The sequence below is a fragment of the Bacillus cereus group sp. MYBK227-1 genome (assembly GCF_051916325.1).
Taxonomy (GTDB): domain Bacteria; phylum Bacillota; class Bacilli; order Bacillales; family Bacillaceae_G; genus Bacillus_A; species Bacillus_A cereus.
This window is the reverse complement of sequence record NZ_JBQAGK010000011.1, coordinates 23,642-38,624: the sequence shown is the minus strand read 5'-3', so window position 1 is coordinate 38,624 and position 14,983 is coordinate 23,642. Positions and strand designations below refer to the sequence as shown.

Here is a 14,983-nt window from a genome sequence, read left to right as displayed (position 1 = left end):
GAGTGCAAAAGATGCAACGCTATGAACGAAAAGGGCAGCCCAATAACTGCAAATAAAGTGTAGGCAATAATGAATATATCAAGAGTATTACTTTTTAAGAGGATAATGTAAAAAGTAATTGGTAGAGACATAGAAATCTTTGTAATAGAAGCGAATGCCTGATGATATTACTGAGGAAAGGTGCATATTTTCATTGATATGTAAATATGCACCTTTTCTATTGTATTTGCAATTTAATAAAGTTAATTTGAATTTATGTAACGCACATATATGAAGCCATCTTTTAAAAAAGGAAGTGATTTATCATACACATTCAAGCTGTGAAAATACCAAAGAATATTGAAAGTCATTTGTTTAAGCAACTTAGTAACTTGGTTTCAAATGAGAAGAAAGAACGAATAAAGCGTTTATTAAACTCATGCGACGTTAATAGGACCCTGATAGGGGATTTACTAATCCGATCTCTAATCTGCCAAAAGTATAAAATTAATAATGAAGAAATTAGATTTAAATATAATGAGTATGGAAAACCTTTTGTTGAAAATTTTTCTGACTTTCATTTTAATCTGTCACATTCAGGAGAATGGGTGGTTTGTACTACTGCTAATTTTAATGTGGGTATTGATATAGAAAAGATTTCAGAGATAGAGGCTCTTAAATTAGCAAAAGAATTTTTTTCAGCGGATGAATTTTATGATATATCTAATATGAATTCTGATGAACAAATTATTTGTTTTTTTGATTTATGGACATTAAAAGAAAGCTATATAAAAACGATTGGAAAAGGGCTTTATACCCCATTAAATTCATTCTCTATAAAAAAAGAATCACGAACTTTAATTTCATACAAGAATATACCTAAAAACTTTTACTTTAAACAATATAACATTGATCCAAATTATAAGTTATCTGCTTGTGCAACAAGGGATGAATTTCCGCAAGAGATAATAATTAAAGACATTTATGCAATTTTCCAAAATATATACAAATTTGAAAGTAAGGAGAAAATCAATGCAGAAGACTAAACTTTTTTGCTTTCCACATGCTGGGGGATCTGCGTTTAGTTACGCAAAATGGAAAAATCACTTTAATCCATATATTGAGGTAGTCCCGGTAGAGTTAGCTGGTAGAGGATATAGAATTGAAGAAAACTTGTACCAAAGTATGGAAGAGGCAGTAAATGATGTCTACAATAAAATAGTTATGCAGATAGATGATTCGCCCTACATTCTATTCGGGCATAGCATGGGAAGTTTGATCGCCTATGAAGTAGCCAGAAAAATAAAAGATTCTAAAAACGTATCGCCTGAATTTCTTGTTTTGTCCGGTAGAAATCATCCAAATAGTAAAATAAAAAATATCCGACATAATCTTTCTAATGAGCAATTTAAAAGAGAAGTTATTGCAATGGGAGGTACACCATCTGGGGTACTGCAATCAGAAGAATTAATGGAGATCTTTCTCCCTATTCTAAGAGCAGATTTTAAAATCGTTGAGACGTATATTCATGACAAAAATACACAACCATGTGATATTGATTTTCTTATATTTAATGGGGAAAATGATGAATTTACTACATATGATCAAGTAATAAAATGGGAACGATACACAAGTAAAACGTGTACTTTTCATTCTTTTGAAGGTAATCATTTCTTTCTAAATGAAAATATTGAAGAAATAGCAAATAGTATTAAAAGAAAGTTAGATTCTAAAAGATTATCAAATAGTTTTTAGAGTTTTATAAGTATGCTCATAGCTAAAAATATTAAAGGGTTTGAAGTATACACTTCTTGTGCAGATATGCATGGCAAAAAGACAATCGAGTACATTCGGTGGTCTTTTTCTATTTTTATGGAGTTTGTGGCGAAATGCTAGACTTGCTAGATTGTGGATCTAGTAGCCGTTGAATGTGCGGGTTCAAGTCCTGTCATTCCGACCACGAGGGGGTATAATTTAAGGGTAAAACAGGGGCCTCCAGAACCTCTGATGTGGGTTCAATTCCCGCCATCCACTTATACTTGTTCATTAAAAGGTTTCACAAACAATATGTAATACGTTATGGGTGCTTACATAAATTTATTGATTTTCAGTTAAAAAGTATTGTGCGATTATACACGTTATGTTACAGTAATGTTACTAAGTTGTTACAATATATCATAAATGTTTCGGTATTATTTCTTGTTATTTCCGTAATGTTACAAAAAAATATAAATATTGTTATGTGTATAGGAGTGTGTGTAGTAAAAAGTCTGAGTTGAAAGTACGTGCACACTTTAAATTTCCTTTTTGTCTGAATGAAGAAGACTACCAACTAATTAAGGGCTTTAAAGTAACCACTTTAAATAAAATGTGCTTCCTTTCCCACACACAATTGAGTACATATTTAAAGTACAGTCTAATTGCTACACAGACTCTTGTACATATAAACATTAAGGTGAAATAGAGGTAAGAATTCATTACATAAAAAGCATTACCAAGCTAAACGTACAAAATATTATCTGTGCATTTTGATGAAATGTTAAAATGCCTAGATGATATTTTTTTGAAGAATTCTTGGATATGTTTACGAATAACAATTCCTAATACTTAATGATTCTCTACTACTAAAACATCCGATAATTTATGTAATTAGATTTATAGGGTGTATGTACATTCACTTATATAGGGAAAATGAGGTTTTTCATATGAAGTATAGTTATAAAGTGTTTATATTTATTTGGACAATTATTTTATTGTTTTTTCTACTTTATTTTGGTTACAGTGAAATTTCCGAAAACGAGCAAATGCCAGTCATAACAATCAAACAATAAAAATAAGAAATACTACAAAAGCAAAACATAATAAAAATAGATACCCGAAAATGTTTAAGAACAGGAACAATTACATGCATAAACAACCTTACGATTTCCATGCATACCCCACGTCATTTGGGCAATAGGGGAAAAGTATTATTATTTGGCGTGCGCAATCTTCCATCACTAGTAGAAACGGAAAGTTCCGTATACCTGCTGAAGGAGGAAGATGTCTACCTGCCAGGGGGCGGATCTATTCAGCATCTAGAAATATTGGAATTAAAAGTGTAGAAAACAAATAGTGAAAAGAGAACATATCTTGTCATTCCTTTTTTATTCTTGTAGATAAGTCTGGGGAGAAAACGGGGATTTCTGCACGTAACATAGATCTCATCGGTATACTAATTGTGTTTTACGTATAGCTGGGAGTTGGTGTGATGGTATTTGCAATGGATGTGAGATTCCGTCATTCTTTTCATGAAATTGAATCATTAGACATTCCAAATATATTGTTTCCGAGTCAGTGCAGGAAATTGTATCAAGTGATTGGAATCGGCATTCAAGAAGAATTCCGCAATCCCTATGTCATTATAAAAGAGCAACATGGTTCCGTTACATTCCGATTACCAGAAGAATTATCAACATGGGTGCAGAACAAATTATTACTTGTTAAAGGGGGCCAGTTTGTTTCCATACTGCATTTCAGTTAGCCATGCGAAGTTTTGTGCCATTTTTTGATCTCGGATATAAAAAGAATAGTCTGTCAGGTTAGGTGAGGAGATGCCACCTCTGACTTTCACATCATACGTAGGATGTGGTGTAACTTGAATCAATTCAGATTTATGATTCTGAATAAACATTCTAACCTTTTCAAACTTGTTAATTACGGGCTGTATCTCCATTTTAAACCGATCATAGGGATATGTTTTATTTTTATTGTAATACCTATCCAGTTCAATCAACTCTGACACTGCTGTATCAAATTCACTCTTTACTTCAGGATTTACTTTTTGCAACCATTCTTTTGCATAAGAGCGGAATGAAGATCTATAAAACAAATTCATATCAAAACCAGCTAATGTGAGTGGCTTTCCTTTTTCTTTTTGTTCTTTCATATAGGTAAATAATTGTTCAAGTTCCTCAGTTTTCCATACAGAGTATAAGGATTGTTTCATCGCTTCTGTAGCGGTTGAGTTATCAAAATTTTGCTGAACAGCTGCTGCTTCCCAAAGCCCTGTTTCAAATGCAATCACATCATATTCCAGGTGTAACAGCTTGAGAGGAAGTGCTGGAAGACGGGATCCCTAAGAAAGCAAAAAAACTAGGTGTGAAATAATTAGTTATTTGTGATGGTGGATTCTCCTAGGTGGAGGGTTCGCCGTTTTTTATTATATGTTATGTTGTGGTTTTTATATAAAGCATATTGAAAAGATGGATTAAATCTTCTGGAATGATGTCTCCATAATTAATAACTTGTACAATAACCTTTCAATTATCACTAAATCCATTCATATCAACAAGTTGTCCCATATATCCCTTTGTAGCAATATCTTTTAAAGTACGCTAAAAAATACCCTTTATTTTATCTTTATCTTATCTTTACCTTATCTTTAAATTTTTATATTAAACTTAAAACCTTAAAGTATTGATGTTTGAGTCTAAAAAGGGCGGGAGATAGATGTTCATTACATAGTTTGTAAATAACCAATTACCTTTGAAAAATTAAATTTTTTATACGAGGAGGAATATATGAAGGATACAAGTAAAAAACAAATTATAAAAGTGTTCCTTATTAGTATTTTAGGCTTAGTAATAATACTTGGAATGCTATATTTTAATCATAAAACCAATATTCAACAAAATAAAGCGCAAGCCACCGAAAAACGTGTATTGCAATATGAGTCTACCTTAAAAAAAGAATTAGAAAAATATAATTTAGGAGAGAAAACACCAATTTTATTAGGAATTATGTATCAAGAGAGTAGAGGTGAGGGAAACGATCCTATGCAGTCATCTGAATCACTTGGATTAAAGCCAAATGAAATTCAAGAGACAAGCTTGAGCATTGAACAAGGGGTAAAACACTTTGCTAAAATGTACAAATATGGAACGGACAAGGATGTTAGCATGGATACAATTATTCAAAGCTATAATATGGGGCCAGGTTATATTGATTTTGTTGCTAGTCAAGAAGTTAAACAACACTCGGAGGATTCAGCCAAAAAGTTTTCTAAGATGAAAGTTGATCAAAATCCAGCGATGTATACTTGTGGTGGAAATAAAAATAATTTTAGGTATCCATATTGTTATGGTGATTTCACATATGCCACAAAGGTAAATGAAAAAACAAAACTTATTGAAGAACTTCTTCGAAATGTACATAGCTCTTCTAAATAAGTTGCAGAATAAAATATAATGATACCGTCAGTTAATAATAATAATAATAGCTAAGAAAAAACTACTTCCTTTCTTAATTCACATAATTTTCAAAAATAAATCCTGTGGATGTTAATATTTGTTATATAATATATTTGTCAAAGCATTACCCCTAAAGTTTCTACAGTCAATCTGTAAGATAGTTTGTTTGGCTCGTATATTCACCTTAAAACAAAAAGAACTTGTAGAGAGTCCTACAAGTTCTTTTTGTTTTAAGGGTTAAATGTGGATTTAAAATATAGTTGCAATTTTTTGAGGGGGAAAAGTAAATGTTTATAAAAACAGAAAGATTATTAATACGGAAATTTGAGTTCAAAGATTGGCAAGCTGTTCATGAGTATGCATCAGATATCAATGTTATGAAATACATACCTGAAGGGGTTTTTACTGAAGAAAATACAAGAAACTTTGTGAATGAAAACATTGGTGAAAACGCTAAGAACTTTCCTGTAGTATTAATTCATAAAGATATTCTGATTGGTCATATAGTTTTTCATAAATATTTTGGTGAGCATACATATGAGATTGGTTGGGTGTTCAATCCTAAATATTTCAATAAAGGATATGCTTCTGAAGCAGCACAAGCTACATTGGAATATGGCTTTAAGGAAATGAAATTACATAGGATTATAGCTACATGTCAGCCACAAAATACCCCATCATATCGAGTAATGGAGAAGATTGGAATGAGAAGAGAAGGCTATTTCAGGAAGTGTATACCACATGGGAATGAATGGTGGGATGAATATTATTACGCTATTTTAGAAGAAGAGTAGTGTTTCAGAATGCATTATTTAAATTGACACTCTTATTCCTAAATAGGCAAGTTGACTATCTTTATTGGGGATTCTTGCTACTAAAGGCGAAGTTTATTTCCGGTATCGCTGACGTGCAAAACTTTGTATAATCTGATCTTATCTCTAAATCACAACTGTTACCCCATCACCATCAAGTTAAAGTTTCGTTTTATTTTGCTAACTTGATGGTGATGTGACGTAACCTTAATTATTTAAAAATTTTAAAAAGGCCCATTAGTCATGTTAAAGGGACCTTGATCACGCAAATGATCTGTAAACCAATTCATTTTTGATATACAGATCATTTGTATAATAATTTTTATAAATAATTGCTAAATAGTGAATTTACATAAATGCTTTTAGTAGTTCTTGAATTAATGGGATTGCTCCACCTATAAATTTTAAAACTGCCATTGCGATTTCCATATTATTCTCTCCTCTTTTTCGTATTAAGATGTAATAAATCTTTATAACTTTATTATAGTAAGCGCTTACAATAATAACAATACATTTCCGTATGCAATATTGCATATTTATACATTAGATCTCTATTATTCATTTTTTAATGGTACTATAGCGAGGTGAGAGTCTTTAAGGGTTCTCCTTAATAGGAGGAAATATGGAAAGAGTGCAAGCGATTTACAGTAATCAAAAATTTAAGAGTTGGGTTAAACAGGTATTAGCTGTAGGAGGAGTAATAGGGTGCTGTTATTTGGTGTTATATGTTTTCTGTTTCTTAGTTATCATGTAAATAGTATACAACTAAACTAGTAGAGTCTTGCCTAGAGAGGTAAGGCTCTTTTATTGTAGTACCTGGAGATGAGCAAACTACATACAATATCTCTCAGGTTTTTCAGATCACTTTGTAGGATTCCTTGTTTAGAACACTAATTCATATCATTGAAAACAGAATTCTATGGATAAAAAATATGTTTTTACTAGATACATACTAAAAAGATAAGCATAAATTATATTAGATTTTGGCAAAATCTTTTTGAATTGGAAAAGGATTTAAATCTTACTTATAGACTTGATTCCTTTTTATATAATATAATCCTTATATTGATACGTAAATATAATACAGTAATAATAAATTAAAAGCAAGAATTTTAGTAGCGGTACGTTCACACATCCATCAACTTAAGATTTTCAAACAAAAAATTCTTTTTTTAATTGATTAATAGTAAACGAGAAAGATTGGCAAATTAACAACTAAAGAGATTTCTTCAGGTAAAATCTATCAAAAGGTCCTTTACAAAATTTATACATAAGTCAATTATAAAATCATGTAAATATTATGTATTTTTGTAAAAGAAATTCATTGACACTTGTGTATATAAGTAACTATACTCGTTACATCAAATTGAATGCGTGATAATACGATTTTATTATTATTACAAACATGTAAATATAAAAATAGAAAATCTCAATTTGATAAATACAATGGTAGAGGTGTTTATTTTAATGAAGCACAAATTAATTGCAACAGGTATCCTTGCAGGAGCTATATTATCCTATTCTTCTAATATTTTAGCAGATACTCATAAATTCCCTGATGTTCCTACATGGGCTGATAAATCCGTTAACTATTTAGTTGATAAACAGGTATTAAATGGTTATCCAGATGGAACTTTTGGTTCAAATGACTCCTTAGACAGAGCTTCGGCTACAAAAATTATGACAAAAGTTTTAGGTATAAAAATTGACCCTAATGCAAAACCATCTTTTACAGATTCACAAAACCACTGGGCTACTCCTTATATTGCTGCTGCTGAAAAAGCTGGTATTGTTAAAGGTGAAGGTAATGGAATCTTTAATCCATCCGGAAAAGTAACTCGTGCTGCTATGGCTACCATGCTAGTAAATGCATATAAACTACAAAGCACAGCAAATCATAACGAGCAGGTTAGATTTGAAGATTTAAAAGGGCATTGGGGAGAAAAACATGCCAATATTTTAATAGATTTAAAAATTTCTAATGGTACCGAGAACGGTTGGCAACCAAATAGATTTATAACACGTGCTGAAGCTGCTCAACTTACTGCAAAAACAGATATGTTACAACAAAATTTAAACGATGAAAAAGAGGTTATTACTGCTACCTCATATGAAGATTTAAATTTAACAGTGGCTTCGAAAATTACAGCTCAAGAGATTGATAGTTTTATTGCAAAATATCATTCAGATAGTCCCTTAGTTGGACATGGACAAGATTTTATCAATGCGCAAAATCAATATGGCGTGAGTGCTCATTATTTAGCGGCGCATGCGATTTTAGAATCTGGATACGGAAAATCAGAAATCGCATATCAAAAACATAATTTATTCGGTCTACGTGCATATGATGGAGATCCGTTTAAATATGCGAAATATTTACCAAGCTACGGCGATAGTATTGCTTATAACGCTAATTATGTACGAGAAAGATATTTAGAAGAAAGTGGTATGTATTATAACGGGTCAACATTAACTGGCATGAACGTGAAATATGCATCAGATAAAGGCTGGGCTAAGAAAATTGCGGGTATTATGGAACGTATTAAACCGTTTCGTGTAGAAGACTATACATATGCAAAAAAATTACCAAAGAATCCTGAAACATTAGATGTCGACGCGTTATCTAATGAAATTCCATATAAAATGTATGCAGACGGTTCAAGCTCAAATGTTGTATCATCAGCTACTTACTATCAGGTACCTTATCCATTTAATTTAAAAATTAAAAGTAGACCAGATGTAGCTGTCGAGGAGAATAAAGTTGGTACAGTAACTCCTGGAACAACCATCTTTATTTATCGTGAAGATCCGAATGGATGGGTAGAATTCTCTTTTGAAGCTAATGGAGAAAAATATTGGACATTAAAAAATAAATTAAGTATGTAATTAAAAAGATCTATTTCACTAGTTTTAAAAGTATGGGATTGGACAATTGATTCTCTAGATTGGAAATACAATAAATTACCCGTTGATGTAGCAGCTGCAAAGATTATTCAAAATGTCTTAGCAGGTGCTACATCCGCATACTTTTTCGGGAAAATGTTGCGCAAAGTAGGTTCATTTTCAACACTATCTCCTGGTTCACCGTAATCTTCAATGATGTAATATTCTTTATCTTTAATGTATATATTGAATATACAAATATATTGTGTTATGATGTGAATTAGAAACTCGCGTGTTTCAAATACAACATTTTTATCTTTTTGATGACCTCTTATCTTTCCGTAAGAGGTCCTTTTTTATCCCTCCGTATTGCATAGCCGCTAAAATACTATGAAAAGATACTAGAGACTACTACAATGTGATATTCTCTAGTATTTTTTCTTTATCCATATTATCTATTGTTGGGTAATTGATGAATTGTTAATTTTTGTATAATTTTCACAAAATAACTTTGAACCATTATTTATTTCAATATAAAATAATAAAGGTATATATATGAATAGGTATGTCCTTTTTATGTGATGATAATGCGAATTGAAGCGTAATACTGAAACGGTAAACGAGAAGAATCAGGGCCGAAACAGATAGTAAGGAGCAGACAATACTTATAATGAAAACGTTCATAATGGACTGTCTATGGATGGAGAAAAAATACGAAAAGATAAAAGGGGCAAATGAATATGAACAGAGCCTTTAAAGGTACCGTATTAGCAGGGATAAGTGTGGGTTTCTTGCTAGCTGGTTGTACAATAGAAACATATGTCCTAACGCAGTCCAGAATATAAGCAAGTAGATTAAGTATTCTAAGCAGATAAATGAAGACTATGGCGATGAAGAAATTGAAAGACAACTAAGAGGTATAGCATCCTGACTTTCTAAATAACATGAGTGTTTCTATAGAATGAATCCTTAGGAGGGCTATTGTGGAACCTTTAATCAATGCTATTTTATACTTTGTATTTTTATTTGGAGCACTGTTTCTTATACTGGGTACTGCATTGGTTTTATTAATCGCGGCTGCATTACCAGTAATCTGGAAGAAAAATCTATCATTCCTAATGATTAGCTTAGGTATAAATATACTTGTCATTCCATTGTCTTTTTTTATTGGCGGGATGGCAACAGATTCCCCTGGTAGTACGATGCACGATTTTTGGGAAGTATTTTTGTTTATTCAGATATTTCCGTTTCCCCTAGTACTGCTATCTTTAGTTTGGTGGCTTGTGCGTCGAAAAAAAGAAAAAGTTCATGTGTAGCGTTTTTAATGCAAATAAGCTGTCCGTTTGGGCAGCTTATTATATTTATTACTAAGCGTGATTATTTCCAAAATGAATGCAATACCACTATACAGTTAAATTGAAGGTGAACCATATTGAAATCTTATCAAACTTTATCCCACTTGTATGCATTAGGACTAGGCTGCGGACTTTGGAATAGAGAGGAGGTTATTTCATGGTGCGATAGGTTGATTGAAGCAAATGATCACCCGCCATATGAAATTATGGAGATATCTTTAATGTCTAAAGCAAAGCTGATATATATAGAATCGGCTTTACTGTCATATAGCCGCATAGTTGATGAAAACCCCTCGGTAAACATCCTTCTTTCAGTCTTAAATGAAAAGTTAGTAGTTCAGAAATGGAATATTAAACAAGCTATTACTTGCTCTACTCGATTACTAGTAAATAGAGGCCTGTATTGGGAAGAAGAATATTTTGATTTATACAGCCTTAATGATAGCTATGACTTAGCACAGGAAGGTATCCATTTTAATGAAAAAGATGTGATTTCTGCTTATATCGATACATTAGGTGTTTTTCGCGTCCATTTTAACGAGTTTGAAGATCTCTATTTACAAGTCATGAAACAGAAGTGGCAAGGGTAGAAGGCAGGAAAAAGAATCATTGAATCGTAAGAGTTACTTCCTGTATTTATCACCAAATTTATCTAGCCAAGACAAATCTGTCTTCGTGTTGATGAATTTTTGTCTCTTAATAACTTAATGCTATCGTTTTTATTTTTTCCGACAGCAAGCTAAGTTAGCATGTTTAATGCATAATGAGACGCCTGTAAATGAGCATTACTATTTAAATTTTTACCAGAGAGTAATTTAGTTAATTAGTAGAAAAAGGAAGGGGCCTATTTGGCTCCTTCCTTTTTCTCATACATACATAACGCTTGTTGACAACTTATGAAATAATAGCATTCATCGCTATTAAAATATAACATTAAAAGCAATTAATTAGATATGTAATTTTGCATATATTGTACTATTTCATGAATAGGAACAAAACTATTTATCTCTTTCTGTATGGAGACAAATAGATTTAGGTTTACTTAAGTTAAGAAGATCTGATCATTGATTACTGGTTAAACCATATTTCTACGTATTTGAAAAAAATTATATTTGATGACGGATCTATTGTCTTTAAGACGGGAGATAAAGTAACAGAAGAAAAAATTAAGAGATTATATTGGGCAGCCAAGGAAGTAAAAGCACAATATCACCGTGTAATTGGAAATGATAAAGCACTAGAACCGGGTAATGCTGATGATGTACTAACAATAGTAATTTATAATAATCCAGATGAATATCAATTAAATAGACAATTATATGGATATGAAACAAACAACGGTGGAATTTATATTGAAGAGAAGGGGACTTTCTTTACATATGAGCGTACGCCAAAGCAGAGTATTTATAGTTTAGAAGAGTTGTTCCGTCATGAATTCACTCATTATTTACAAGGAAGATATGAGGTTCCTGGTTTATTTGGAAGCGGAGAAATGTATCAAAATGAACGGTTAACTTGGTTCCAAGAAGGGAATGCAGAATTTTTTGCAGGATCTACACGTACAAACAATGTTGTTCCACGTAAAAGTATAATAAGTGGCTTATCATCTGATCCAGCAAGCCGTTATACAGCAAAGCAAACTTTGTTCGCCAAATATGGATCTTGGGATTTTTATAAGTATTCCTTTGCACTACAGTCTTATTTGTATAATCATCAATTTGATACATTTGATAAGCTTCAAGATTTAATCCGTGCAAACGATGTGAAAAATTATGATGCGTATCGTGAATTATTAAGCAAAAATACACAATTGAATGCAGAATATCAAGCATATATGCAGCAGTTGACTGATAATCAAGGTAAATATAATGTACCTCAAGTAACAAATGATTATTTAATTCAACACGCACCAAAGCCGTTAGCTGAAGTGAAAAACGAAATTGTAGATGTAGCAAATATAAAAGATGCAAAAATTACAAAACATGAGTCGCAATTCTTTAACACATTTAGCGTGGAAGGCACGTACGTTGGTGGGATATCAAAAGGTGAGTCTGAAGATTGGAAAACGATGAGTAAACAAGTAAATCAAACTTTAGAGCAGTTATCCCAAAAAGGGTGGAGCGGTTATAAAACAGTTACAGCCTATTTTGTAAACTATCGTGTGAATGCAGCTAATCAATTTGAATATGATATTGTTTTCCATGGTGTTGCGACAGAGGAAAAAGAAAAAACGACTACTATAGTAAATATGAATGGACCATACAGCGGGATAGTAAATGAAGAAATTCAATTCCATAGCAATGGTACAACAAGTGAAAATGGAAAAGTTATTTCTTATCTATGGAACTTTGGGGATGGTATAACAAGTACAAAAGCGAATCCTACCCACATATATGGAGAAAAAGGAACATATACTGTGGAACTAACTGTGAAAGATAGTAGAGGAAAAGAAAGTATAGAACAGACAAAAGTTACTGTAAAACAAGATCCGCAAACAGGCGGGTCCCTTGAAGAAGAGAAGATACTCCCGTTTAATACGCTTGTAAAAGGAAATCTGGTTACTCCTGATCAAACAGATGTTTATACGTTTAATGTTACAGATCCAAAAGAAGTAGAGATTTCTGTGGTAAATGAACAAAATATTGGGATGACATGGGTACTTTATCATGAATCAGATATGCAAAATTATGTAGCTTGTGGTGAAGATGAAGGAAATACTATAAAGGGAAAATTCGTAGCGAAACCAGGGAAATATTATCTGAATGTGCATAAATTTGATGATAAAAATGGTGAATATTCACTATTAGTAAAATAAATTCATTTCCGATATGTATACGAGAGTTGTATTTTAGGAGGAGTCTGTCACGATAGGCTCCCCCTATTTTTTTATTTATAAGGATGAAACTAAGCTTCCAACCTGTGTTCCGATTGGGAGGCATACAGGTGACACTCCAGGATTTAGTACTTTTGCTGAAGTACACTTGACGGAGAACGCATGCTTGTTATCAGGTTTGAGTAATACGAAAAGCGCTAACAGTCAGGATTCTTCTTCCATTTGGTGAAAAGGAAAAAATTTTCATGGAACAATAATTTCTCAAGTAGAATATTTTGTTATGTGGAAAATAAAGTAAAATGAATATTTACGTTATAGAAGAAGCGCTGTAAAATATTGTTTATATTAAGATTTTTTGTATATTTCAATAATTAATTCTATTGGCTTTCATTCCAATCAAAAAACTGTCATAAAAAAAGAGGGGGAAGACATTGTTTGCTAAAATTTGTTTGTAAAAGCTTTTAACCTGTTAAGAGCAATCCTAAGGTAGACTATTAATTTCTTTAATAATTTTTGCTTTCCTTTAGTACTTGGCATAATGCATTAAAAAGTTTAAATTTTGAAAGGAGAATTTGACATTTTATATATATAGTATTTTTTATTGTATTCCTAACCATTCAAAGAGAAGGGGATGTGATTAAGGTGAATAATACATATAATGAAAAGACGCATACATTGATTAAACAATTATTAAAAAAGTTTTCACCAAAAGTTCCTGGCTTTGCATATATGGCCAGTTTTGATAGCGGAGTAACGTATAAAGGTGCAGTTGGCTTAGCTTCTATAGAGGAAAATCTACCGATAACCACAAAGAGCGTTTTTAATATCGCCTCAGTTTCTAAACAATTTACAGCGTTTTCTATATTACTCTTAGAACAAGAGGGAAGATTGAGTTTAGATGATTCAATTGTAAAGTTTGTCCCTTCTATAGGAACATATGCTGAACCAGTAACATTGAGGCATCTAATTCATCATACTGGCGGACTAGTTGATTATATGGAATTGGCTCATGCGGAAAATATTGAATTTACTGATATATTAACTGTGGAACAATCGCTAAAACACCTTAATGGTCATCAAATTGCAAGGTTCCCTGTTGGCACAAAATTTGAGTATAGCAATACAGGATATTTTTTATTGTCATTGGTGGTAGAGAAGGTAAGCGGGAAGTCTTTACGTCAGTTTGCAAAAGAACGTATTTTTGATTCTTTAAATATGAAAGACACAACAATTGTAGATTGCTACCCAACTACTATATCAATTGCTAGGGGGTATTCAAAGAATGAACAAGGAGCATATATGGTCTATGAAAGCCCTTGGGAACATACAGGTGATGGGGCAGTTCATGCAACAGTCGAAGACCTGGTAAAGTGGGGAGAAAATTTAACTACAGGTACCGTTGGCGGAAAAGAACTTGTTAAAAGAATGAGCGAAATAGGTCCGGAAATTTCTCCAACTAGGGAAACGATTATTGACAATGAAGATTATGCTTTTGGGCTAAGGCTTGCAGAAGGTTTTAACTGTCGATACTTGGAACATTCAGGTAGCTGGGCAGGTTATCGTTCATACTTCATGCGGTTTCCAAAAGAATATTTGACTGTTGTAGTACTAAGTAACTATGATGGATTTGACTCTAAAAAATATGCTAATGAAATAGCAGGAATTATTTTAGAAAAGTAAAAAATAGGGTGTAGAAGAGTATCTGGATTTGGTTAACCACACGTTGTTTTAGGGTGTAATTGATTTTGGGAACGGAAGGCAGGCATATATTTATGCCTGCCTTTTTTGTATTAAAATGAACATAGATATTAATTTTTTTGTAAATATGGAACAATGTCATTACTTACACTGTCTATTAAGCGTTAAAACATTTTTTATTAAATAAATTAC

At 32.1% G+C, this 14,983-nt stretch carries 11 protein-coding genes and 3 pseudogenes; 11 read left to right on the top strand and 3 right to left on the bottom strand.

What is annotated here, in order from left to right:
* The first annotated feature begins 320 nt into the window (after positions 1-320).
* From ACTFRM_RS28465 to ACTFRM_RS28455, 3 genes are all read left to right on the top strand, one after another.
* On the top strand, positions 321-1,025 hold the full coding sequence (locus tag ACTFRM_RS28465) for a 4'-phosphopantetheinyl transferase family protein (protein WP_440043811.1): 705 nt from the start codon (positions 321-323) through the stop codon (positions 1,023-1,025).
* A complete protein-coding gene (locus ACTFRM_RS28460) occupies positions 1,012-1,734 on the top strand; it encodes a thioesterase II family protein (protein ID WP_001172944.1) in 723 nt (240 codons plus the stop codon). Before ACTFRM_RS28465 ends, ACTFRM_RS28460 begins: the two co-directional genes overlap by 14 nt.
* Positions 1,735-3,229: 1,495 nt before the next feature.
* Positions 3,230-3,502: a hypothetical protein gene (locus ACTFRM_RS28455; RefSeq protein ID WP_002164541.1), complete on the top strand. Its 273-nt coding sequence runs from the start codon at positions 3,230-3,232 to the stop codon at positions 3,500-3,502.
* Here ACTFRM_RS28455 and ACTFRM_RS28450 read toward each other — a convergent pair.
* Positions 3,455-4,045 (bottom strand): erythromycin esterase family protein, encoded by a 591-nt coding sequence (locus ACTFRM_RS28450; RefSeq protein ID WP_002042143.1) that lies wholly within the window; start codon positions 4,043-4,045, stop codon positions 3,455-3,457. The genes ACTFRM_RS28455 and ACTFRM_RS28450 overlap by 48 nt on opposite strands.
* Positions 4,046-4,541: 496 nt before the next feature.
* Between ACTFRM_RS28450 and ACTFRM_RS28445 the strand changes: the two genes are divergently transcribed.
* The gene (locus ACTFRM_RS28445) at positions 4,542-5,189 is read left to right on the top strand and encodes a lysozyme family protein (protein ID WP_000655735.1); all 648 of its coding nucleotides are present in this window, start codon (positions 4,542-4,544) and stop codon (positions 5,187-5,189) included.
* Positions 5,190-5,497: 308 nt separating this feature from the next.
* Complete coding sequence (locus tag ACTFRM_RS28440; RefSeq protein ID WP_440043810.1) at positions 5,498-6,004, top strand: GNAT family N-acetyltransferase; 507 nt, start codon at positions 5,498-5,500, stop codon at positions 6,002-6,004.
* A 366-nt stretch (positions 6,005-6,370) separates the two neighbouring features.
* Here ACTFRM_RS28440 and ACTFRM_RS28435 read toward each other — a convergent pair whose 3' ends face one another.
* Positions 6,371-6,556 (bottom strand): hypothetical protein, encoded by a 186-nt coding sequence (locus ACTFRM_RS28435; RefSeq protein ID WP_001987408.1) that lies wholly within the window; start codon positions 6,554-6,556, stop codon positions 6,371-6,373.
* Between the two features lie 933 nt (positions 6,557-7,489).
* Between ACTFRM_RS28435 and ACTFRM_RS28430 the strand changes: the two genes are divergently transcribed.
* The gene (locus ACTFRM_RS28430) at positions 7,490-8,908 is read left to right on the top strand and encodes an S-layer homology domain-containing protein (RefSeq protein ID WP_000680975.1); all 1,419 of its coding nucleotides are present in this window, start codon (positions 7,490-7,492) and stop codon (positions 8,906-8,908) included.
* A gap of 24 nt (positions 8,909-8,932) precedes the next feature.
* Positions 8,933-9,046: pseudogene (locus tag ACTFRM_RS28425) on the top strand (polysaccharide deacetylase); the annotation flags it as partial.
* Here ACTFRM_RS28425 and ACTFRM_RS28420 read toward each other — a convergent pair.
* A pseudogene (locus ACTFRM_RS28420) lies at positions 9,034-9,141 on the bottom strand (peptidase M56); the annotation flags it as partial. The pseudogenes ACTFRM_RS28425 and ACTFRM_RS28420 sit on opposite strands and share 13 nt — an antisense overlap.
* Positions 9,142-9,888: 747 nt before the next feature.
* Here ACTFRM_RS28420 and ACTFRM_RS28415 point away from each other — a divergent pair.
* The 4 genes and pseudogenes from ACTFRM_RS28415 (at position 9,889) to ACTFRM_RS28400 (ending at position 14,773) form a co-directional block, all read left to right on the top strand.
* The gene (locus ACTFRM_RS28415) at positions 9,889-10,221 is read left to right on the top strand and encodes a hypothetical protein (protein WP_000433519.1); all 333 of its coding nucleotides are present in this window, start codon (positions 9,889-9,891) and stop codon (positions 10,219-10,221) included.
* A gap of 116 nt (positions 10,222-10,337) precedes the next feature.
* Entirely contained in the window at positions 10,338-10,850 is a 513-nt protein-coding gene (locus ACTFRM_RS28410; protein ID WP_440043809.1) for a protein kinase, read from the top strand.
* 509 nt (positions 10,851-11,359) lie between these two features.
* A pseudogene (gene colA / locus ACTFRM_RS28405) lies at positions 11,360-13,075 on the top strand (collagenase ColA); the annotation flags it as partial.
* A 660-nt stretch (positions 13,076-13,735) separates the two neighbouring features.
* Entirely contained in the window at positions 13,736-14,773 is a 1,038-nt protein-coding gene (locus ACTFRM_RS28400) for a serine hydrolase domain-containing protein (RefSeq protein ID WP_001066665.1), read from the top strand.
* Positions 14,774-14,983: the final 210 nt, after the last annotated feature.

Coding starts and splice junctions, on each gene's coding strand:
- ACTFRM_RS28430 (WP_000680975.1), top strand. CDS start 7,490: ATGAAGCACAAATTAATTGCAACAGGTATCCTTGCAGGAGCTATATTA.
- ACTFRM_RS28440 (WP_440043810.1), top strand. CDS start 5,498: ATGTTTATAAAAACAGAAAGATTATTAATACGGAAATTTGAGTTCAAA.
- ACTFRM_RS28445 (WP_000655735.1), top strand. CDS start 4,542: ATGAAGGATACAAGTAAAAAACAAATTATAAAAGTGTTCCTTATTAGT.
- ACTFRM_RS28460 (WP_001172944.1), top strand. CDS start 1,012: ATGCAGAAGACTAAACTTTTTTGCTTTCCACATGCTGGGGGATCTGCG.
- ACTFRM_RS28455 (WP_002164541.1), top strand. CDS start 3,230: ATGGTATTTGCAATGGATGTGAGATTCCGTCATTCTTTTCATGAAATT.
- ACTFRM_RS28435 (WP_001987408.1), bottom strand. CDS start 6,556: ATGCAATATTGCATACGGAAATGTATTGTTATTATTGTAAGCGCTTAC.